The organism is Ruegeria sp. B11 (genome assembly GCF_056539785.1).
In genome coordinates this window covers 90407-112004 of the sequence record NZ_JBQFVO010000003.1, presented here as the reverse complement: position 1 = coordinate 112004, position 21598 = coordinate 90407, and the positions used below count along the sequence as shown (strand labels likewise).

The following is a 21598-nucleotide window of genomic DNA, read 5'->3' as shown; positions in this document are numbered from 1 at the left end:
CAGACGCTTATTGCGCCAGCCAAGCCTGGAATTTGGCGTCGATATCGTCGCGGTAATCCGCCCAGAACTCGTAGTTATACAGGAACGTGTTCTTGGCGTTTTCCGGATCGGTCGGCATGTGTGGTGCCATGTCGATGCCCAGATCGGCGTGCTGACCCACCAGCGGTGCAGAGGAGGCACGAGCCGGGCCGTACGAGATGTACTTGGCCTGATCTGCCAGACGCTGCGTGTCAGTTGCGAACATGATGTAGTCCAGCGCGCGCTGTTGACGCTCTTCGCTCAGGCCAGCCGGAATGATCCAGCCATCAAGATCGAATACCTGAGCATCCCACAGCATCGCTACCGGCTGCTTTTGCTCTTCGATCACGCTGAACAGGCGACCGTTATAGGTCGAACCCATGACAACTTCACCATCAGCCAGCAATTGTGGCGTGTCGGCACCGGCAGACCACCAGACGACACTGTCCTTGATGGTATCCAGTTTGGCCAGTGCCTGGTCTTGACCTTCAGCAGTGGCCAGAACGTCGTAGACGTCGTCTTTTGCAACGCCGTCACACAGCAACGCCCATTCCATGTTGTTGATCGGGCGCTTTTCCAGCGAGCGCTTGCCGGGATAGGCTTCAAGATCGAATACTGCGCAGATGTCGGTTGGTGGAGTATCACCGACCAGATCGGTGCGATAACCGAAGGTGGTTGAATAGACGATCTGCGGGATAAAGCAGTCGCTGACCAGAAGGTCACCGAAATCTTCGGAGGCAGGCGTGCCATCGGGGGCAGGGGCCAGTTGAGTGTCGAAATCGATCTCAAGTGCCAGACCTTCGTCGCAGAGGCGGATCGCGTCCGCCGCAACCACATCAACCACGTCCCATGTGATGTTGCCCGCTTCGTTCATCGCGCGGAGTTTGGCGACGGCCTCGTTCGAGCTGTCATCGTTCAGGATGGTGACGCCGGTCTTCTCCGAATAGGGCTCGTGATAAGCCTTGAGCTGTGATTTGGAATAGGCGCCGCCCCACGAGACGATGGTCATCTCTTCGGCGGAAACGCCGCCAGCCGCTGTCGCAATAGCAGCTGCTGTCAGCAGTGTTTTGGTAGTTTTCATGTGTTACTCCCAGTACTTCCCGTTTGTTGTTTGGTCAGCTGACGCACGGGTTTTCGCCAGCTGGTCCCTCGGTAAGCCACGTTTGTATCGCGCGGCTTGGTCTATGCGTCGAGCGCACGACAATCCTTTGCAAGCCAGCCGATCTCGATTTCCTGTCCGGGATTCAGACGGATGGCGTCGGGGGCATTCCGTGTTTTGACGATGAACTCGTCATTGCCCGCCACCGACATGCGGAAGCGGAACACGTCGCCCATATAGATGAATTCCTTGACCGTTGCTTTCAGCGTATGTGCATCGGCATGCAGTCGGTCTTTATTGAATTCTACGCGCTCGGGCCGGATCGAGACCTTGGTACGTTCGCCCGGATTGTGCACGTTGATCGGCACCGCATCGATTTCCGAGCCGTCATCCAATTGCACAAGGCAGGTATCTCCATCGATGGATTTAACAACACCTTCCAGGGTATTGTTTTCACCGATGAATTGCGCCACGAAACTGTTGTCGGGTTCTTCATACAGCTGATCCGGCGGGGCCAGTTGCTGAATGCGGCCATCGTCAAACACCGCAACACGGTCGGACATGGTCAATGCCTCGGTCTGGTCGTGGGTCACGTAGACGGTGGTAATGCCCAGTTCATGCGCCAGACGGGTGATTTCGAACTGCATATGCTCGCGTAGTTGTTTGTCCAACGCACCCAGCGGTTCGTCCATCAACACCAATTCGGGCTCGAAAACCAGCGCACGTGCCAGTGCGATCCGTTGCTGCTGACCACCCGACAACTGCGCGGGGCGACGATTGCCGAAGGCACCCATCTGCACCATGTCCAGCGCGCGTTTGACTTTCTCCTCGCGCTCGGACTTGCCCAGCTTGCGGACTTCCAGCGGGAATGAAAGATTCTCGGCCACAGTCATATGCGGGAACAGAGCATAATTCTGGAACACCATCCCGATGCCACGTTTGTGCGGAGGGATATTGTTGATGGGTTTTCCATCCAGAAGAATCTCGCCATGTGTGGCGGTTTCGAATCCGGCAAGCATCATCAGGCAGGTCGTCTTACCTGATCCGGACGGCCCGAGCATGGTCAGGAATTCGCCCTTTGGCATTGCCAGGTTGAGATCTTTGACGACGAGGTTCTCGCCATCATAAGACTTTTGAACGCGTTGAAATTCAACAAACGCGGCGTCGCTATTTGTGTCGGTCACAAGACCCCCTGTTGCGTCAAATGATTACCCGGTTGGTCCGGGCCTCATTGATCTTCTCGTGCATTGATGACGAGGCTAACAAATGGTCGCAAGCCCGTAAAGCAATTGGAGTCGCGTAAACGCCGCATTTGCCTAATTTTGCGACACGTTCAGTTGTTTCATATGCCAGGCCAAACTCTGGTTGCTTGACAGGACAGGCTTACCGATCTGCGCTTCGATCCTTGGGATAGCCGTCAGTGTCCGAAGGTTCGTACAACTAAGGAATACGGCGTCGACTGTTGAATCTCTTCCCAGTCGCACGGCGGCATCGACCACGGAATCGGTTGAGATCCGCACAACTTTGGCTTCTTCGGATTCGCCGAAAGTGCCAAACACATCCATCGAGATGCCTTGTTCTGCAAACGCGCGTCGCAACGGAGTGTTTACTTCTTCAATGTAGGGCGACAGCAGTGCAAATTTTGAGACGCCCAAATGTCTCGCGCAGGCAGAGGCTGCCCGCAACGGGTTGGTGACGGTCGATGTATTACAGGTCTGCATGACCATCTGCTCAACCCGATCCGAGCCGATAACCGAACTGGCTGACGTACATCCATAGCCAACAACTCGATAGGGCCGCGCCTTTGGCAGCAAATCAGCCGCTGCAGGCAAGTCGGTTTCCATTTGCGCCAGAGTGTCGGTGTTGACCTCAGCCCCGCTGGGAATGCGGCTGACATAAAGCGGGCTTTTGTCATCGGTAAAAAGGCTGCGAAACTCAGGTTCGATTGTCTCGTCAGTCTGTAAAACGATCAGCCCCATTGGTACAGCCGAGGGATCGTCAGGATCCAGTGTGTACGGCAACGTGCTCATATCTCGGCAATCTCCGGTCCTATCCGGGGGCTGAGGAATTCGGGCGCGCCTTCGGTGATCAGAATGTTTTCTTCGTGCACGAGAATTTTGCCATCGACCGCAATACCCGGTTCAAGCGTCAAAACCATTCCCGGTTGCAGTTCAGTATGATCATCGGGAATAAGCGAAGGCCATTCGGTCAACGACATTCCTAACCCGTGGCCCAGTCTCCCGGCATCGGTACCCGCGCTGCCATCGGTAAGTATTGTGTTCATCTTATGAAAAAGCTGAGAAGCCGTCACGCCTGGGCGGGCTTGATCAAACGCTGCATCCGAAGCCTCGACCAATCTGGCATGTGCATCGCGTACCGCCTTGCTCGCTGGGCCGACGGACCAATTGCGATCATAGTCGCAAAAATAGCCATCGTGGACGAGGCCGGTGTCGAGCATCAGCACATCGCCTATACGAAGCGGGGTCTGTGTCGCGGGTGAGATTACATCCGAGTACCCGCCTTGCTCGGCCCCTCCGGCCAGATAGGGCACCCAGTCGGCACCCTCTTCAAGGCAGAGTCTCTGAAAGTTTCGAAATATCTGATCCAGCGGTGTCCCTGCTGAGGCAATCTCGGGCACTCGTGCAAAGGCGTGGGCACCAATCTGACAGGCAGTTCGAATCTTTGCGATCTCGGCGTCAGATTTCACCATCCGCAGCGCCCGTAGGATGCCATGGTCACCCGTAATTTGGCGCGCTCCAATTGCGGATTCGAGATGCCTTAGATCGGCCAGTGGCATCCTTACATGGGTCTCATGCCCGTCGGGGCAGCCGATTGAGGCGTTTTCAGGCGTCAACTCTCTCAGTGTATCGGCCAGCAGGGATACCCCATCATCTTCAAGGTCGGGTGCACTCCAGGTTCGAATGTCGTCGATCCATGTCTGCGCCATCAATGCAGCACCGATGGATGGGATTACTGCAACCGGCTTGCCAGAAATCGGAACGATCAGAAACCAAGGCCGCGTTGGGCTTTCCCAGAAACGGGTCAGATAACCTGTGAAATAGCGAAGCTGGGGCTCAGTCGTAAGCAACAGGGCCGATAGACCGGTTTCTTGCATCCGATGCTGGGCGCGCGCAACGCGGGTCGCGAATTCCTCTGGTGCGAAACCTCTCATGCAGGTTGCTCGCTCAAGATGCAGAGCACTTTGGAATTCGGTCCAATACCCAGTTCACTACGGATCGCGTCGTTCAGAACGGCCGCAATGCCAGCACCGCCCGAAGCGCTGGTTTCCAACCCGGCCTTCGCCATAGCCGGAAGCTGTGCTTCGACAGTGTCATCCTCGATTGTCACAAACAGATCGGCATCTCGGGCCAAGCCGTTCAAGGCGATCAGCGAGGGCTCTTTGCAATCCAGTCGCCCCATGATGCTGTCGGGCCCGTCAGCAAACACACAATGCCCCGCTTCGATACTGGCCTGCAGCGCCGGGGCAGACGTTGGCTCGATAACGATGATCTGCGGAGCATCTCCCCAAACGACCCGCGCATAGGCAGCGACGGCTCCGGCCATGCCGCCAACACCGGCTTGCAGAAGAACGTGCGTTGGTGCCTCAGTACATTGCTCGGCGGCTTCGACCGCCATTTGCAGATACCCTTCCATCAGCAAGTACGGTAGTTCAGTATACCCCTCCCAGGAACTGTCCGAGAGCAAAGTCCAGCCATTGTCCTGCGCCGCCTGACTGGCTGCTTCCATGCTGGCGGCGTAATCCGCACCCGCCCGGACCACTTGTGCGTTTTGAGCGCGCAGGCGATCTGCAAAGCTTTCTGGAACTGTTTCTGCGATGTAGACAACCGCATCAGCTCCGAAAGTGCGCGCGCCCGCGGCCATGCTCATCCCGTGATTGCCCGCGCTTGCTGTAACATAGGTGCGCCCTTTGAGCGTGTTACCATCTGGCGTGACCGAGATGTCATTCGCTTCGCAGGCGATCACATAAGCCGCACCCAGCGCTTTGAACGATCCCAGGCCCATACGGCTTCGCTCATCTTTAACCCAGAGATTCGCGACGGGTGCCAGCGCCGATGCATTCACAAGGGGCGTTTCGACAAAGTCAGGACAGAAGGATCGATGCCGGCCCAACCCATCTGTCTTTACGGAGGGATAAGGGGCCTGATCCGAAAGCTTAGAACCACCTCGAAACGGGTTACTGACTAGTTTCATCGCTCGCTCCCTGATCTTGTGTTGCGCCGACGTGAACGAATTGGCCGAAGGCTGTCAAGCTCGGCCTTGATTCAGCAGGATTGTGTTCGTGTTCTGCATGCATCCCTGGTTCTGATGAATGAGTATCTTTTCAATCGTTTTGGTTGGTTGTAAGTGTCTGCACACGACATCGGCGCGGCGAGACAAAACTTCGACGATGATGTGCGGGCGTGATGGAATGGTAGACATATCGGACTTAAAATCCGAAGGCCTTAGTGCCGTGTGGGTTCGAGTCCCACCGCCCGCACCAGTACCATCTCAGACAGGGAAACCCAGTTGGGTGATCAATTTCCAGATATCCCTGTTGGCATTCGAGAGCTGAGTGACAACATCCTCGATTTCTTTCATTGCTTTGTCGTCGACTGTGTCTTCACGACCAAGTTTGATGTCAGTCTTGCGATCAGCAATGCGCATCAGGATGGTCTTTGGATTTCCGCTTTCCTGATCGAAAGAATAAATGCAGTGATTGTACTTGTTTCGAATAGAGGACAGGCGCGACAACCGCTGGGTGTGTTCGAGAATCGGATCGCGGATTTCAGGGGGGCGACCCTCCATCTTGGCGAGACGTTCGACCAGATCGATACGGGCACGTGTGGTGTTAAGCGTCAGGAATATGATGACCGCAACATCTTTGTTGGCCCCGGTCAGACCTGCGATCAGGTGGATCAGCAGGCTTTCCGTGTTCGTCCACATATAGTTGAGCCGACCCACCAACAGAATGAGCCGGTCGAACCGGGTTTCGAATGCCTCATCCAACGGGCGCGTTGCGCGCTTCGTTCGGCGCGACCTCAAAGTAGAAATGCGCAGCTTCAGTCCGGTTGCTCACATCGATCTTGCCCGAGACATTGTGCATATGCAGTTTGACGGTGTGTTCGGTGATGCCCAGATTCGACGCAATGGTCTTGTTGCTCTTGCCTTGCGATACCAGCCTCAGGACTTGTTTTTCGCGGCGCGTCAGCTTTGAGTATCGCAACAGTTTGTCAGGCGACCGGGTTCTGGTTGCAGGCTGTTTTTCGATAGGTGTGCCTGGCGCACTTTGTGTTGCGGTCATGCTGTCGGCAAGAAAGCAGGGCAGGTGCAGCTCTTCGTGCATCAGAAGGCGCAATATTGCGCGCCAAACATCCGGCGCCACGTTCATGGGCAAATACCCGACACTGCCGAAACGGGTGCGATCCCAGCGTTCGAACAGAACCCGGGCCGGACTTTTCTTGCGATAGGCGAAGGCCAGACATCCCGTCTCGGCGAGCCGGGAGTAATCAGCGGGCCGCGCCAACAGATCTTCGAGCATCATCTGATCCACGACAATGATGCGCTCGGAGGGAACAGAGTTCCCACTCTCGGCAAGCAGGTCGTCAAGGCTTTCATATCTTGACGCACGAACGCCGAATTCGCTTTGAACACTTCTCAGGGTTTGGTTCGAGTAGAACAATTCCTTGCCGATAAAAATGATCGACAGCTCTTCGGGATATTCAATCTGATCACGGGCGTCTTCTTGCAATGAAATATTCATTGACTTTCCCCCCACTAATACAAACGCCGCCCTCTGAATCTTTAAATCGGGTACAGAGCTGGGTGGCGCGAAACATTAACTTTGAACTCAAATAGTACCTTATCATAGCTGAAAGTACGTGTTTCAGCAACCAAAGGCGGGTTCTGCAATACCGCTTACTAGAACCTTTGATCAGGTTCTTCGCATCTGGTTATAGCGTAACTCCATGAAATATCAGGGTTAATAATCCTATATGTTTGCGCATGATTGTTTCCGGGTAAAATCTGGCGCGAAATAAGGCGAATTTCAAAAAAATATATATTAAACAGTGATTTGCAGAAAATAATGCTTTCGGCCAGCTATGCATACCCCTTTATCGCTGCGACCATTCCTAGGCTTCTATTTGTGAAGTGAACTTGAACCTGACGTGTCTGCGGTCCGCGTATTTCAGCGAATTTCTCGTGGTCATGGAATCGGCTTAGCCGAGAAAGGGGGGCAAACCAAACAGAAGACTTTCACTGCCGCGCGAGTGTCCAGTTTGACACCTTGTGCGCGAACTCTGTTTTCAACCGCGCCTGTAGCCGCTTTGTAGATGAATGGCGGCCCGGTGCTTCAGTAAAAGTGGAAAATTTTATGAGACGCCAACCCAACCAAACAACAACCGTGACCACAATTGATGACGTCCAAATCGATAATCTGGACGCCGATTTCGAAACAGATATAGCGGTAGACGAAGCCTATATCGAAGCTGACATCAACGCTCAGAAGCAAAAGCAAGACCAGGACGTTGAAAACTCTGCGAACAACTCTGATTCACAAGGACAAGATCAGTCACAGCGTTCTAAAAATGATAACGACAATGACAACGCGCAAGATCAGGATCAAAATCAGAAGCAGCAGCAGCAAAACACCAATGGTGGCGAAGACAATAATGATAATGACAACTCTAACAATAATGCGGTCAACATTGACTTCGGTGGCGGCGAATGGATTCCCCGCGATGACGATCAGGTAGACTTGGATCTGGGCGACAACGCCAGCGTTGGTGATGTAATCACCGCCGGTCGCGACCTGAATTATGATCCCGGTGATGATCTGAACCTTGATATTTCGCTGGATGGTCCTGGCAACGATATGTCGTCGATCAACAATCAGCTGGCAAGCTTGGAAGACAACGATCAGTTGGATAATGCCGAAGTTGGTAACTACGGAGAATTCAAGCAAAACGGTGATGCCAATGGTGGCGAAGCCAACGCTGCGGAAGGTATTAGTTCCAATGCAAATGGTGCAGCTTCCGGAAAAGGCGGAACCAGTTATGGCGGTGAAGCTGTAGGCGGCAAGACCATTGGTAGCGACGCTTACGGTGAAGGCGGAGACACTGGTGATGCTGATGCCCATGCCAAAGGTGGTAGCGGTGGCGATTCAGGTAATGCCGACAATGCAAGCACCGGCAAAGCCAAATCCAATTCGAACGCTGATGGTGAGAGCATTGGCGGGTACGGTGGTGACAGCACCAGCGACTCGAATGCTGACAACAACACCGACAGCGATAACACGACTGATGGCGAAGGCGGAGATGGCGGTTATGCCGATTCCGAAGGTGTAGGCAAAGGCTATGGTAAGGCGTACAGCGAGTCCGATGCTGATGCTGACGGTGGTGATGCTGACTCAGAGTCCAGCGCCAAAGGCAAGGGTGTAGCGGATAACGACGCAGATGCATCTGGTGCAGATGGTGGCGACGGCGACTCGAATGCGGATGGCAACGCTGATAACGACAGCGATAACAACACCGACGCCAACGACAATGACGGCGGTGACAACACAGCTGACGGAACAGGAACTGGTACTACCGATAGCGACGCTTCAGGCGACGGCGGCGATGGCTCGGGTGGATTCTCGCGCCTAGTCGAAGAAGCAATCGCGCGCCTCCAGCAGGAAATCTCTGAAAGCGGCCGTGGTGATGCAGATGCCGACACCGGTAATTCCAGAGCTGATTCTGGCAGTGGTTCATCCACCGGTGGAGACGGAGACGGCGGAGACAACAACGGAAGTTCAGCAGCTGATGCCGATGTTCAAGGTTTAGGTGATCAAGACGCTGAAGGCCCAAGTGTCGATCAGACATCTGGTGATGTTGACGGTTCGGCTGCCAACGCAAGTGATGCGGACGCTGATGGTGGCGATGGTGGTTCGAACGCTGCCAACGGTTCCGGTGATGGCACGGGTACAGGTACTTCAACGGCTGATGGTGATGGTGGTGCAGGTGGAACTGGTTCTGCTGCATCGGATTCAAACGCCAGTGCTGCTGGATCTGGCGCTTCCGAGGCCACAGGTGGTCTGGGTGGTGCATCAGATGTATTCTCAGAGACCGACACGGATGGTTCTGCTGATAGCCTCGCTGAGGCGATTGCCGGATACGGCGGTGCATCTGCATCGGACAATGACTCGGATTCGTCCGCAACTGGCAATGCCACTGGTACCGCATACAGCGGCGATGGCGGTGCAGGTGCTGCTGGTACTGCAGCAGGTGGAACTAGCGGCGCGTCAATGGTTGACGTCATGTCTGGTGACACAATGGGCGGCAACACGACAGGCGGAAGCGCAGCCGGTGCCTATTCGGGTGACGGCGGTGCCGGAGGCCATGGCGGTGATTGGGGTTCGAATAACGGTGGCGATGGCATCGTGACCGGTGAATCCTACGCCTCGGCCGCTGCCGTAGTCGATACGAACGCCTTCAACCAATCGATCGTACAGGGTGCCAATGTGCTAGGTAACTCAGTCGATACGACCATGGTTGGTGGTTCGATGACCTCGTCCTACGCAAGCGACGACACTGACGTCTAAGACAAAAAATCGGGGGCCGCATTATCGGCCCCCGATCAATGAAATCGCCGGGGCCGCGCAATGTGGCCTCGGCCCAGCAAATCCCGAACCGGAAATTTTAGCTGGCAAGGGGGTAAGGGATCATCGAAATGTTATTCGATAGTGTTACCGAAAAGATTGCACACTTTATTGGATCTTTTGATCTTACGATTGAAAAAGCCCGGTTGAGGGATCAGTACGAAGAGTTCACCGCCATGCGGCGCAAGGCTGAACTGGACGAACTGGAAGAACCTGCAAAGATCCGGATCAAGGCAGATCTGGAACTGGACCCGGGCAAATATGGTCCGCTTTCCTATCGGTTTGACACCCCCCCCGCCACTCCTGAACTTCCACCCCCAACCGACGGCCCTGAATTTGAAACGGTCGTTGTACTTGAACCACCACTCTCAGACGGTCCGCCGTTACCCGAAGCGACAACCGGCCTAGGTGCAACGTTTGTGATCGAGCAGCAGCTGGAGATTGTGACAGAGCTTATCGGGTCTGCTGTGACCTACACGTTCCAGACGATTTTCCTGCGCGACAATGACGTTGTCGGCGAGGGAGATTTCCGCGATGTCGATCAGCTGATCGCATTGGCCGAGGCGGCTGCGCAGGTCGCAGCATCGATGCACGCGTTTGCCGTGCCCTCGTTCTCGATCTCGGACTACTTGTCGATTGAGTATGTAGAATCTTTGGCCGAAGCGATGTTGGCGCCGATCAATGTCGAAGTTGAAGGTGCAGTTGTTTATCAGTTCCACGGCGAAGAAGCGATGGGCGTGATCGTCAATGGTGAGTATGTGGACGAAGCCCCGGAATGGGACGATCTTCTGCCCGCGCATCATAGACCGGACGAGGAAGAAGAAGACGACACGCCCGATATGATGCCCGCCGAATGGGATCAGGATGAGGAAGACGAATTTGCCGACGGTCACACGGTGATTGCAGGCGGCAACCTTGCGATCAACGAGATGAACGCAACCGTAGCCTGGATCGATGCGCCTTATATCGCGGTCGGTGGAAAAGCGATCGAACTGGCAATGGTAAGCCAGGTCGCCGTTGTATCTGACACAGACAAGGGCACGAATGGCGGCTCGGGCACCAATGTGGTGCACTCGTCGACGATCGAAGTCGAAGGCAAGTCAGCCCCTTGGCTTAAGACAGGTTCAAGTGAAGACGATGCCCCGGCATATGTGCATGTTGATTGGATTACGACCGACCTGATCGTTGCTAATTTTGTCAAGCAGGACATCGACGCAACGGATATCGATCATATTGATACCGAGATTAACGCGACGACCACGCTGTACGCATTGGGCGACAACGAGTTGATCGATGTCACCAATATTCTTCAACTTGGCAGTTATTATGACCTGATCATGATCGAAGGTGACATGATATCGGTCGATGCGTTTATCCAGACACACGTCTTGATGGATGACGACGTGGTGATGGGCGGATTGCCAGGACCCATTGATGGATCGGACGAGAACCTGGTCATGAACCAGGTCTCTCTCATGAAAGAAGGCGAAGACACGCATCAGGCGATGAACGTTTCCATGGCCAGCGCAATGACCTTGGGCGAGGACGATATGGCGGCGCTGGAAGAGGCGCTGATGAACGATCCGATGTTCGCGGGCATGGAGCAGATGCGAGTGCTCAAGATCGACGGATCGTTGGTGCAGGTCAACGTAGCCGAGCAATCGACGATGCTTGCCGATCAGGATGACGTATATCTGAATGGTCCCCACGCGAACCAGACCGAGGTTCTGGCAGGCAGCAATGCGATGCTGAATGCCGCCAATGTAACCAAGGCCGGAGTAGACTCGGTTGTCATGGCCGAGGACGGGGCATTTTCTGACCTGTTGCTGCATCAGGCAAGCCTGCTCGACATACCCACGAATGAGGACATTGCAGAGATGACCAACGAGGCGATAGCCGCCTTGATGGAAGAGGCGGGAATGCCCGGTTACGAGAACGGCATTGGCCCGAATGGTAACGATCTCACGCCAAGCGAAATGGCGAATTCCTCTGATGGCCTGCAGACCATGCTGGCCTGATATTTCCTGATTAACGAGTGACCGGAAGGTTAGTTTATGTCGATCGTTTTTTCGTCGCGCCGCACCCGTTTTGCAAGTCCGTTGGACCGGCACGGAGGCGGAGGCCCATTGACCCTTGAACCCCGAGATCGGGTAGCAAAACCAAATGAAAGTAAACTTGCAAAAACAGCGTCCCGTCTGCGTTTGACAAGCGAAATGCAGTTGGCGGATTCTGAACCCGAACCGGATACCTTGGATGCAAGTGACACCTCGGTTGCAAAACCCGTGAAACGTTCGCGGCAACAATCAGAAGCGCCTCAGGCGACGACACAACCGGATGATCCGGGGCAGACCCAGGCAGAGCAGTTGGATCAAACATCACAACCGCGCGCTGGTTCTCCCCTTCGGCGCGCGTCGTCGCGGCCCGCGCAAGATAAGGATCCTGCGGGTGGCGACACTGGGGTGGCCGATACCAAAGCCCCCGATTGTGAAACCGCCGACCAATCGACTGCACGCATGACCCCCTCTGCGCCGTCGGATGGTGAAGACCGCATGGGCACCACGATCGAGGCCAAGGCCAACCAACCCTTGCTGCGCCTGGGGACGGGTGGTGGCGATGGCAAGGGGCCACCCCAAACATTCCACAAACGCACGCCGCCTGAAGATTTCCAGAAGACGCTGCGTACCTCACTACGCGCCATCTGGCGCAATCTGGCTTTTGTGCTGGTGCTGACCTGCGCGACCAACGTCCTGATCCTAGCGATCCCGATTTATCTGTTTCAGATCAGCGACCGGGTTCTGACCAGTCGCTCGCTGGATACGCTGATCATGCTGACGGCAATCGTTGCCGGAGCCGTAATATTTCAATCAGCCTTTGATGCCGTTCGGCGGTTCATGCTGATGCGCACAGCGGTCGAGGTGGCTGCCCGTCTTGGTGCCCCGGTTCTCAGCGCCGCCGCCCATGCATCATTGCATGGGAATGGGCGCGAATACCAGACTTTGGGTGATTTGCAGCAGGTGCGGGGCTTTCTGGTCTCGGGCACGCTGATCTCATTTCTGGATGTACCATTTGCACCGCTGTTCATCCTGATGATCTTTCTGGTGCATCCGCAACTTGGGATGATTGTGGTGACGACCGCTGTGATCCTGATGATTATCGCGCTGATCAACCAGAAAATGACTGCCAAGCCCTTCGCCAAGGCCAACCAGGCGCAATCCCTGGCGAACCAGCATCTGGATTCAATGTCGCGCAACAGTCAGATCATCAACGCTTTGGCGATGATCCCCGAGGCAGTGCGCATCTGGGGGCGTGACACCGCACAATCGCTGACATGGCAGGTCAAGGCGCAGGATCGCAACGTGATTTTCGCGGCCATTTCGCGTGCCGTCCGTCTTTTGACGCAGATCGGCATTCTGGGCTGGGGCGCCTTTCTGGCCCTTCAAGGTGAAATTACCGGCGGTATGGTCATCGCCGCCTCGATCATCGCTGGGCGGGCATTTGCGCCGATCGAAGGCTCGATTGAGGGTTGGAATACCTTCCTGCTGACGCGCGGCGCTTTTGGGCGGATCAAGGCTCTGCTGTCGAACTCGGCCCTGCAATATGAAAAACTGCGCCTACCACGGCCTGAGGGGCGGTTGGATGTCGAACGCCTGCTATATGTCCCAGGCGGCACCAAGCGGGTGGTTCTGAACGGGATTACCTTTGCGCTGAACCCGGGTGAAACTCTGGCGATCATCGGGAATTCAGGCGCGGGGAAAACGACGCTTGGCAAAACGCTGGTGGGGTCGATCCTGCCGACCTCGGGCAGTGTGCGGCTGGACCTGATGGATATCCGCAACTGGGATCCCCGTCAGTTTGGCGAAAATATTGGCTATCTGCCGCAAGACGTACAGCTATTCCCCGGCAGCATCAAAGACAATATTGGCCGGATGCGTGCCGATGCCACGGATGAGCAGATCCACGATGCCGCCGTTTTGGCCGACGTGCACAACATGATCGCAACGCTGCCGCAGGGGTATGAGACTGTTGTGGCCGCCGACGGCTCACCTCTCTCAGGTGGCCAGAAGCAGCGTATTGCTTTGGCGCGTGCCTTCTTCGGCAACCCGCGTTTGGTTGTTCTGGATGAACCGAACTCGAACCTCGACGTGGCGGGTGACAAGGCGCTTGCGCGTGCGATTGAGCAAGCAAAGGAAAGCAAGATCACCGTTGTGGTGATTACGCAAAAGCCGACTCTGTTGAATGTTGTCGACAAGATCATGCTGCTGACCGATGGGCGCGTGGCGCTGTTCGGGCAGCGCGAACAGGTGCTGGAACAGCTCAACGGGCCGCGCCAGCAACCGCCCGAAATACAGGGCAAGGGGGATTAAGCGATGAACGACGTGGCACGCACCGATGAAGGCGGTCTTTGGTACTCTGAGGTTCCGCGCTCGATCACCAAATTCATCGTGATTGGCTTTATCATGCTTATTGTCTGTTTTGGCGGCTTTGGCGTCTGGTCCTTCCGTGCACCTCTGGCCGCTGCAGTCATCGCGCAAGGCAGCTTTGTCGCGACCGGTCGCAACAAGATCGTGCAGCATTTGGAAGGCGGTATCATCGAGAACATACTGGTCTCGGAAGGAGAATCTGTTCAAGCCGGACAGATCATGATGACTTTGGATCAGACCTCGGCCGAGGCGAGTGAACGCGAATTGTTCATTCGCAAACTTCGCCTTCAGGCCATGACCGAACGGTTGCTGGCTGAGCATAGCGAACAGGAAACCCTCGTGTTTTCGCCCGGATTGATCGAAGCATCGGACGACGTCGAGGTCATGACGATCCTCGACAATCAGAAACTCAGCTTTGATGTATCGCGAAAGACGCTGCTGAACGATATTGCTTTGCTGCAGCGCAACATGGAGGCGTTGAAAATTCGTGCGTCAGGATTTGAAGCACAATTGGTCAGCATGGAAAGGCGATCAGAGATTCTCGAGGAAGAATACGAGACCAAATATTCGTTGTTTGAAAAAGGATTAGTGCGCAAAGGTGATCTGAATACGATCCGCCGGGTGCAGGCCGAAGCCGAAGGTCAACTGGCGCGTTTGCGCGCAGAAACGGCTGAGGTAAACCAGATGCTGCTGAAGTATGAAGAGCAGATTCTGCGCACCCGCTCAGCCTACCGCGAGGCTGCGCTGGACGAGTTGGGCGTTATTGAAGCCGATCTTGAAAGTGTGCGTGAAAAAGCCCGTCAGGCCCGTAGCGTTCTGGCCCGTGCCGTTGTGCGTGCACCGGTGACAGGCACAGTGGTGCGACTTCATCACCACACGCCGGGCGGGGTGATCGAAACTGGCGAACAGATTGCTGAGATTCTGCCCGCCGATGCACCGCTAATCATCGAGGCGCAGATCCCGCGTACCGAGATCGACAGCGTGGTCACCGGGCAGATCGCGACGGTGCGCCTAGTCGCGCTCAATCAACGGACAACCCCAGTGCTTGAGGGCGAGGTCTATTACGTCTCGGCTGACTCGCTTGTCGAGGATTCTGCCGGTATGCCGCAAGAGGTCTATCTGGCGCGCATTTCTCTGACCACGGAAGAGATGGGGCGCGTGCGGGGCTTCGTGCCGACACCCGGAATGCCCGCCGAGATCATGATCCAGACCGAGGAACGCACCTTTGCGGCCTATATCGCCAAGCCAGTGGTTGACAGTATGTCGCGTGCTTTCCGCGAACATTAAGCGTCTGAACGTCTACACCTTCAATTTTCTGCATGTTAGCCTTTCACGGATTCATTTCCTGGAGGGGTGCAAATGCCATTGACGGTCAAAGACATGATGCAAGCTGCGAACGCGGTGGTTGAACGTATCGATGCCAGCCGGGCGAAAGAACTGATCGGGCAGGGTGCCTTGTTGTTGGATATTCGCGATGCGCCTGAACTGGAAAGGACAGGGCGCGCGGTCGGTGCGCATCATATCCCGCGCGGTATGCTGGAGTTTCGGGCCGACCCCGAGTTGCCTTCCCATGATGCAGAACTGCGCAGGGATCGGGTGATCATCCTGCATTGTGCGTCTGGCGGAAGGGCAGCGCTGGCTGGAAAACTGCTTAAGGAAATGGGATATTTACACGTCTACAATCTGGGTGGCTTTGCGGATTGGGTGAATGGCGGCGGCGAGGCGACCGGGCCCATGGATCGCGGGATGTAGCTACATATCTGACCCAAATCAAAGTCACACATATTCCGTTGCTGTAATGTAAAGGCCAGAAGCTTAAACACAGGATACTGGCCATGATACGCCTAGCAGCCACGCTTTATTCTTTGATCGCCACAGCCATCGCGGGTTCTGCCGTGATTGCGGTCCTAGCGGTTGGAATGGTGACCTGGATGGCCATCGTTTCCGCCGCAGCAGCAGGGGCGGTTGTTGCCGCGCCGGTGTCGTGGCTGGTGGCAAAACGCCTGTATCAAGGCGCTTGATTAAGCGTTCAAGAAGGTCCTGACTGCAGCTTCGAATTCGCGGGGTTTCTCGGCGTGCAGCCAGTGCCCCGCACCGGGAATTTTGGCGAAGCGAGCTGCAGGAAACAGGGTGCGAATCTGCTCTCGGTATTCGGGCTGCACATAATCTGATGCTGCGCCGGACAGGAACAGAGCGGGGCCGTCCCAATGGGTCGAAATCTCGGGGAAGCCCATGATCTTTGGCATTTCGCTGGCCAGTACATCTAGGTTCAGCCGCCAGCGGCCTCCCTCAACATCCAAAGACTGCGTAAAAAAGCTCTGCAGCGCCTTTTCGACGCCCAGATCGGCCAGCTGTGCTTCGGCATCTGAACGACGCTGAACGCGGGACATATCGACCGCCCGCATTGCCTCGATGAATTGAATCTGGCTGTGGCTGTATGCCACTGGTGCGATGTCTGCGACGACCAGCTTGCGCACCAGATCGTCATATTCCAGCGCCAGCACCATCGAAGCTTTTCCACCCATGGAATGCCCGACGATATCGGCGATGCCGCCAACGCTGTCGATGACCTTGGCCAGATCATGCGCCAAATCTGTGTAGCCATGCTGAGCATCCCAAAAGCTGTAGGCGTGATTGCGCATATCGACGGCGATCACCTGTCTTTCGTTCGACAGTCGCCGCGCAATGACTCCCCAGTTGCGCGCTGAACCATAGAGGCCATGCGCTATCAGCAGGGGCGGATGATCGGTCGGGTCGCCATGGATGATCGTATTCAGCATGCTTCTGTGATACGCGTCACCGCGCGGAACAACCAGCCCCATTGTCGCCGGTGTGACGCGCGGCTAAATTGTCCCGTCAGGAGGCGCCAATGACGCAGGAAATCGATATCCAGACCCGGATCGCAGAGACCATTCGGTTGCTGCGTAAAAAGCTTGGCGTGAAAGACAAGACCCTGATTGCCTCGGTCCGGCGCGCAAAGCGGCGTTTGCCGCGCAAGGTCTATAAACAGGCCTTGGTTCTGGCAGAGGCCGAGCAGATGGCCGAGCATCCCAAACTGCGGATGGTTTTGGATATGCCCCGGCTCGAAAAAGCGTCGGACGAGGTGCAAGGCCACCTGAACGCGATCAATCTGGCAGATCGACGTTGGGGATGGTTCCTGAGCTTTCTTGGTTCGCTTGCGTTGGGCCTGATCGTGTTGGCGGCGTTGGCTGTGTTCGTACTACGATGGCGCGGGTATATCTGACCGCTGCACGCCTCAAAGAAAAACGGCGCCGATCAGGGCGCCGTTTTCTGTTCTAAGATCCGTATTGGATCAGAGATTCGGATAAAGCGGGTAGCGCGCGCAAAGTTCGGCGACTTCGGCTTTAACTTTGGCTTCGACCGCACCGTTTCCGTCTTCGCCATTTGCGGCCAGACCGTCGACCACTTCGATGATCCAGTCTGCGATCTGGCGGAACTCGGCCTCACCAAAACCGCGGGTGGTTCCAGCGGGCGAGCCCAGACGGATACCGCTGGTGATCGTCGGCTTTTCGGGGTCGAACGGCACACCGTTCTTGTTGCAGGTGATATGTGCCCGGCCCAAAGCTTTCTCGGTTGCGTTGCCTTTAACGCCTTTGGGGCGCAGGTCGACAAGAACCACATGGGTATCGGTGCCGTGGGTCACAGTGTCCAGGCCACCCTTGATCAGCTGATCTGAAAGGGCCTGCGCATTCACAACGACCTGCTTGATATAGTCCTTGAACTCAGGACGCAGTGCCTCGCCAAAGGCAACGGCCTTGCCAGCAATCACATGCATCAGCGGGCCACCCTGAATGCCTGGGAAGATCGCCGAGTTTACCTTTTTGGCAATCGCTTCATCATTGGTCAGGATCATGCCGCCGCGCGGGCCGCGCAGGGTTTTATGCGTGGTGGTGGTGGCCACATGCGCATGCGGGAAGGGCGAAGGGTGCGCGCCTGCGGCAACCAGACCGGCGATATGGGCCATGTCCACATGCAGATAGGCGCCGACCATATCGGCGATTTCACGCATGCGGGCAAAATCGATGACGCGCGGGATGGCCGAGCCTCCGGCGATGATCAGCTTGGGGTTATGTTCCTTTGCCAGCGCTTCAATCTGATCATAGTCGATCAGGTTGTCCTGCTTGCGCACGCCATAATGTACCGCGTTGAACCACTTGCCCGACTGGTTCGGCGCCGCACCATGGGTCAGGTGACCACCTGCATCCAGCGACATTCCTAGAATGGTGTCACCGGGCTTGATCAGCGCCTGAAATACACCTTGGTTCGCCTGCGATCCCGAATTCGGTTGGACGTTGGCAAACTCACACCCAAACAAATGCTTGGCACGGTCGATAGCCAGGTTCTCGGCAATGTCGACGAACTGACAACCGCCATAGTACCGGCGGCCCGGATAACCTTCGGCATATTTGTTGGTCATGACCGAGCCCTGCGCCTCCATCACGGCGACAGAGACGATGTTCTCCGAGGCGATCAGTTCGATCTCGTCGCGCTGGCGGCCCAATTCAGATGTGATCGAGCCGAACAGCTCGGGGTCACGATCCGCGAGGGACTGGGTGAAAAATCCGTTGTCACGAAGATTGGCGTTCATGTGCGCTCCGCATGGCTGGGGTGTATCTGGCGGATTTCCTATCGGAAACGACGTGTGTCAGAAAGGTTGTAAAGCGACGAAATGGCCCTCTATGGCGTCAACTCTGGCCTATTGCGGAAAGGTATGTTTGTTTCGGAACCAAATGTGCAGCACTGGAAACTATAAAACATGACAAAGAGAATCGCCTTTCTGGCCAGCGATGCCAAGGTTGCGCAGACCGCCCGGGATGCGCTTGTGGCGCGCTACGGAAATGCAGCGCCGAGAGACGCAGATGTTGTGGTGGCGCTGGGTGGTGATGGCTTCATGCTTCAGACGCTGCAGGGCGTCCAGCATTTGGACAAGCCGGTTTATGGAATGAATCGCGGTACCATCGGGTTTCTGATGAACGAATATGCCGAAGTTGATCTGATGGCCCGGCTAGCAGAGGCAGAGGAAGAAGTCATCAATCCATTGGCGATGACTGCAATGGACCAGGCGGGCCAAAAGCACCAAGCACTTGCAATCAACGAGATTTCGCTGCTTCGTGCGGGGCCGCAGGCAGCGCGGTTGCGGATCAGCGTTGATGGGCGGGTACGCATGGCCGAACTCGTGTGTGATGGTGCATTGCTTGCCACGCCGGCGGGTTCAACCGCATATAACTATTCCGCTCACGGACCCATTGTACCCATTGGCGCGGACGTTCTGGCATTGACGCCAATCGCCGCGTTTCGCCCCCGGCGGTGGCGTGGCGCCTTGCTGCCGAAAGTTGCGAAAGTCAGATTCGATGTGATCGAGGCTGACAAACGCCCGGTTATCGTTGCGGCCGATTCCATATCGTTTCCGGATATCGATTGGGTCGAGATCAGGTCTGAGATTGCGATCCAGCATCGTATTCTATTTGACCCTGGCCACGGCCTGGAAGAACGATTGATCTCCGAACAATTTACTTAAATCTCAGCGTGTTGATCATTTTTCCACCGCTTGTGTGAACCAGTTCACATGCAACGCGATAAGGGTTTGTTAACTTCAAGTTGCCCGGAGAACACGCCGAGGTGGAAGTGAGTGGCCATCTAAAGGTGTTTTCGAATGATTGCGCAGTTTTCGCGCTGGCGAGGGTGGGTGGTGCTACGCTCGTCATCTTAATCCGGGCATATTTTAGTATGCGGACCCCGGGACAAAATCCCGGGGTCTATTTCATTTGTGAGGCCTGAGTGACTATGTCTCAGGTTTGCGCGCTCATTCGATCCCACAGAATCGGAGCCATCTGCCCCACACGCGCTTCGATCGCGACCGCTGCATCCACCGCCATATCCTCACGCCAGCGTCGAGCAGCAATCTGAACATTGATCGGTTGCGGCCCATTCGGCAATTCGGCCAAGCGTGCGGGAACGCTGGCGGCGGGCAGCCCGAGGAAATTCATCGCATAAGAATAGACCGCGCATCCTAACACCTCATGAACGCCTTCCGCACCTTCGGTATCGCGATCAGGTCTGAAGAACGGTTGCGGCAGGAATGGAGACAGGACCAAAGGATATTTCTGCATGAATAGCGACCATTGGCGCGCAAAATGGCTGCGTTGCGCCAACGCCTGAATCAGTTCGTCGCCTACGATCGGAGGAAACTCCTGAAAATAAACCTCGAAAATATCACGGATGGTTTGAGACCCGGCTGCCTCGATATCGTTTTTCATCAACGTCAGCACTTCACCCATCAGCGCGCGATAGCCGATGCGCCCGCATTCGAACACATCCGGCGGATCAATGTCTTCAACTATATATCCGGCATCTACCAGCGCCTCCCGAGCGGTACTTAGCGCTTTGTCCACTTCGGGGTGCAAAGCGTATTCGAACGTATTTTTGGTGAACGCAACTTTGATTGGGATATCCGGCCCCGCGCCGCGCCAAGGCATTGGCACATGGAAGGGGTCGCGGGCGTCCGGGGCGATCAGGCTGGGCATCGAAAGGTGCAGGTCCTTTGCGCTTCTTGTGATCAAGCCCTGTACCGACATCGATTGTGCCAGCATCCCGCGTTCTGCATTCTGGCTGGGGTTCCAGGCCGGTACGCGGCCCAGCCCCGGTTTCACTGTAACCGCACCATTGGCTGCAGCAGGGAACCGCAAGCTACCTCCGATATCGTTGCCATGCGCCAGTGCGCCGATGCCCGCCATGACTGCAGCCCCCGCGCCCCCGGACGACCCACCCGGCGAGATATGGCGCCCCCAAGGATTGTGCGTGCGCCCATGAAGTGGATTATCCGTGTCAGCGCGGAACGAGAATTCGGGCGTATTGGTCCGCCCGATGACAATGGCCCCCGCCTTATGCAAGTTTGAAACCACCGGTGCGTCATCAGGGGCAATGACATCCTTCAAGGCAACCACACCATTTGTGGTGGCATGGTTCTTCTGGTCGACATTCACTTTGATGGTCACGGGTACCCCGTGCAGCGGTCCAACCGAGGCACCATTGCGGCGCGCCTGATCAAGCGCAGATGCACGCTCTAACGCTTCTGTGCCCAGATCGTCCACGACAGCATTCAGCGAGGGATTTACCTGATGCATCCGCTCCAATGCATCACTGATCACCTCTTCTGCGCTCAACTCGCCAGCTTGGGTCAGCGCAGCCAATTCTGTTGCATCAAAACGCCAGATATCGCCCTGTGTCATGCTCGTCCTCCCCACCTCAAACTGAGGTGAGGAGGACCCAATGACAAGCCCCGCAATCGCAAAACGGATCCAACCTTCATCTGGCCAAAAATATCTCGGAGCGCGAGGCAGAGCCTCGCACACGCGCGACAGCGCAAATCGGTTGCGCCGTAAGGCGCTCCGCTTGATCGTA

General features: G+C 55.9%; 18 protein-coding genes and 1 tRNA gene. 9 read left to right on the top strand and 10 right to left on the bottom strand.

Annotation, left to right across the window (positions count from 1 at the left end):
* Nucleotides 1-7: 7 nt before the first annotated feature.
* The 5 genes from ACR0I1_RS12280 to ACR0I1_RS12260 all read right to left on the bottom strand — a co-directional run bounded on the left by ACR0I1_RS12280 (nucleotide 8) and on the right by ACR0I1_RS12260 (nucleotide 5329).
* Entirely contained in the window at nucleotides 8-1099 is a 1092-nt protein-coding gene (locus ACR0I1_RS12280; RefSeq protein ID WP_170391999.1) for an extracellular solute-binding protein, read from the bottom strand.
* A 101-nt stretch (nucleotides 1100-1200) separates the two neighbouring features.
* On the bottom strand, nucleotides 1201-2301 hold the full coding sequence (locus ACR0I1_RS12275; protein WP_170401347.1) for an ABC transporter ATP-binding protein: 1101 nt from the start codon (nucleotides 2299-2301) through the stop codon (nucleotides 1201-1203).
* A 132-nt stretch (nucleotides 2302-2433) separates the two neighbouring features.
* A complete protein-coding gene (locus ACR0I1_RS12270) occupies nucleotides 2434-3147 on the bottom strand; it encodes a maleate cis-trans isomerase family protein (RefSeq protein ID WP_480706695.1) in 714 nt (237 codons plus the stop codon).
* On the bottom strand, nucleotides 3144-4289 hold the full coding sequence (locus tag ACR0I1_RS12265; RefSeq protein ID WP_480706693.1) for a M24 family metallopeptidase: 1146 nt from the start codon (nucleotides 4287-4289) through the stop codon (nucleotides 3144-3146). The genes ACR0I1_RS12270 and ACR0I1_RS12265 overlap by 4 nt, the downstream gene beginning before the upstream one ends.
* Nucleotides 4286-5329 (bottom strand): pyridoxal-phosphate dependent enzyme, encoded by a 1044-nt coding sequence (locus ACR0I1_RS12260; RefSeq protein WP_480706691.1) that lies wholly within the window; start codon nucleotides 5327-5329, stop codon nucleotides 4286-4288. The genes ACR0I1_RS12265 and ACR0I1_RS12260 overlap by 4 nt, the downstream gene beginning before the upstream one ends.
* A gap of 203 nt (nucleotides 5330-5532) precedes the next feature.
* Between ACR0I1_RS12260 and ACR0I1_RS12255 the strand changes: the two genes are divergently transcribed.
* A tRNA-Leu gene (locus tag ACR0I1_RS12255) sits at nucleotides 5533-5618 on the top strand.
* Between the two features lie 8 nt (nucleotides 5619-5626).
* Here the strand turns inward: ACR0I1_RS12255 and ACR0I1_RS12250 are convergent.
* Both ACR0I1_RS12250 and ACR0I1_RS12245 read right to left on the bottom strand, forming a co-directional pair.
* Nucleotides 5627-6124 carry a hypothetical protein gene (locus ACR0I1_RS12250; protein WP_170391988.1) on the bottom strand — a complete coding sequence of 166 codons (498 nt, stop codon included), beginning with the start codon at nucleotides 6122-6124 and terminating at the stop codon, nucleotides 5627-5629.
* Nucleotides 6117-6878 carry a helix-turn-helix transcriptional regulator gene (locus tag ACR0I1_RS12245; protein WP_170401338.1) on the bottom strand — a complete coding sequence of 254 codons (762 nt, stop codon included), beginning with the start codon at nucleotides 6876-6878 and terminating at the stop codon, nucleotides 6117-6119. The genes ACR0I1_RS12250 and ACR0I1_RS12245 overlap by 8 nt, the downstream gene beginning before the upstream one ends.
* A 612-nt stretch (nucleotides 6879-7490) precedes the next feature.
* Here ACR0I1_RS12245 and ACR0I1_RS12240 point away from each other — a divergent pair.
* From ACR0I1_RS12240 to ACR0I1_RS12215, 6 genes are all read left to right on the top strand, one after another.
* Nucleotides 7491-9698 (top strand): MSCRAMM family adhesin, encoded by a 2208-nt coding sequence (locus ACR0I1_RS12240; RefSeq protein ID WP_170401336.1) that lies wholly within the window; start codon nucleotides 7491-7493, stop codon nucleotides 9696-9698.
* Between the two features lie 128 nt (nucleotides 9699-9826).
* Complete coding sequence (locus tag ACR0I1_RS12235; RefSeq protein ID WP_480706688.1) at nucleotides 9827-11773, top strand: type I secretion protein; 1947 nt, start codon at nucleotides 9827-9829, stop codon at nucleotides 11771-11773.
* Between the two features lie 36 nt (nucleotides 11774-11809).
* Entirely contained in the window at nucleotides 11810-14119 is a 2310-nt protein-coding gene (locus ACR0I1_RS12230) for a type I secretion system permease/ATPase (protein WP_480706686.1), read from the top strand.
* A gap of 3 nt (nucleotides 14120-14122) precedes the next feature.
* The gene (locus ACR0I1_RS12225; protein WP_170391969.1) at nucleotides 14123-15463 is read left to right on the top strand and encodes an HlyD family type I secretion periplasmic adaptor subunit; all 1341 of its coding nucleotides are present in this window, start codon (nucleotides 14123-14125) and stop codon (nucleotides 15461-15463) included.
* 72 nt (nucleotides 15464-15535) lie between these two features.
* A complete protein-coding gene (locus ACR0I1_RS12220) occupies nucleotides 15536-15928 on the top strand; it encodes a rhodanese-like domain-containing protein (protein WP_170391967.1) in 393 nt (130 codons plus the stop codon).
* Between the two features lie 83 nt (nucleotides 15929-16011).
* Nucleotides 16012-16197 (top strand): hypothetical protein, encoded by a 186-nt coding sequence (locus tag ACR0I1_RS12215; RefSeq protein ID WP_170391965.1) that lies wholly within the window; start codon nucleotides 16012-16014, stop codon nucleotides 16195-16197.
* Here ACR0I1_RS12215 and ACR0I1_RS12210 read toward each other — a convergent pair whose 3' ends face one another.
* Nucleotides 16198-16956 (bottom strand): alpha/beta fold hydrolase, encoded by a 759-nt coding sequence (locus ACR0I1_RS12210; RefSeq protein ID WP_480706684.1) that lies wholly within the window; start codon nucleotides 16954-16956, stop codon nucleotides 16198-16200.
* Between the two features lie 89 nt (nucleotides 16957-17045).
* Here ACR0I1_RS12210 and ACR0I1_RS12205 point away from each other — a divergent pair, with 89 nt between their 5' ends.
* Nucleotides 17046-17420, top strand: a complete 375-nt coding sequence (locus ACR0I1_RS12205) for a hypothetical protein (RefSeq protein ID WP_170391953.1) — start codon at nucleotides 17046-17048, stop codon at nucleotides 17418-17420.
* A 69-nt stretch (nucleotides 17421-17489) separates the two neighbouring features.
* Here the strand turns inward: ACR0I1_RS12205 and glyA are convergent, their stop codons facing one another.
* A complete protein-coding gene (gene glyA, locus ACR0I1_RS12200; RefSeq protein ID WP_480706682.1) occupies nucleotides 17490-18785 on the bottom strand; it encodes a serine hydroxymethyltransferase in 1296 nt (431 codons plus the stop codon).
* A gap of 168 nt (nucleotides 18786-18953) precedes the next feature.
* Here glyA and ACR0I1_RS12195 point away from each other — a divergent pair, with 168 nt between their 5' ends.
* Nucleotides 18954-19715: an NAD kinase gene (locus tag ACR0I1_RS12195; RefSeq protein WP_170391948.1), complete on the top strand. Its 762-nt coding sequence runs from the start codon at nucleotides 18954-18956 to the stop codon at nucleotides 19713-19715.
* A gap of 271 nt (nucleotides 19716-19986) precedes the next feature.
* Here ACR0I1_RS12195 and ACR0I1_RS12190 read toward each other — a convergent pair whose 3' ends face one another.
* Nucleotides 19987-21426 carry an amidase family protein gene (locus ACR0I1_RS12190; protein ID WP_480706680.1) on the bottom strand — a complete coding sequence of 480 codons (1440 nt, stop codon included), beginning with the start codon at nucleotides 21424-21426 and terminating at the stop codon, nucleotides 19987-19989.
* Between the last annotated feature and the right edge of the window lie 172 nt (nucleotides 21427-21598).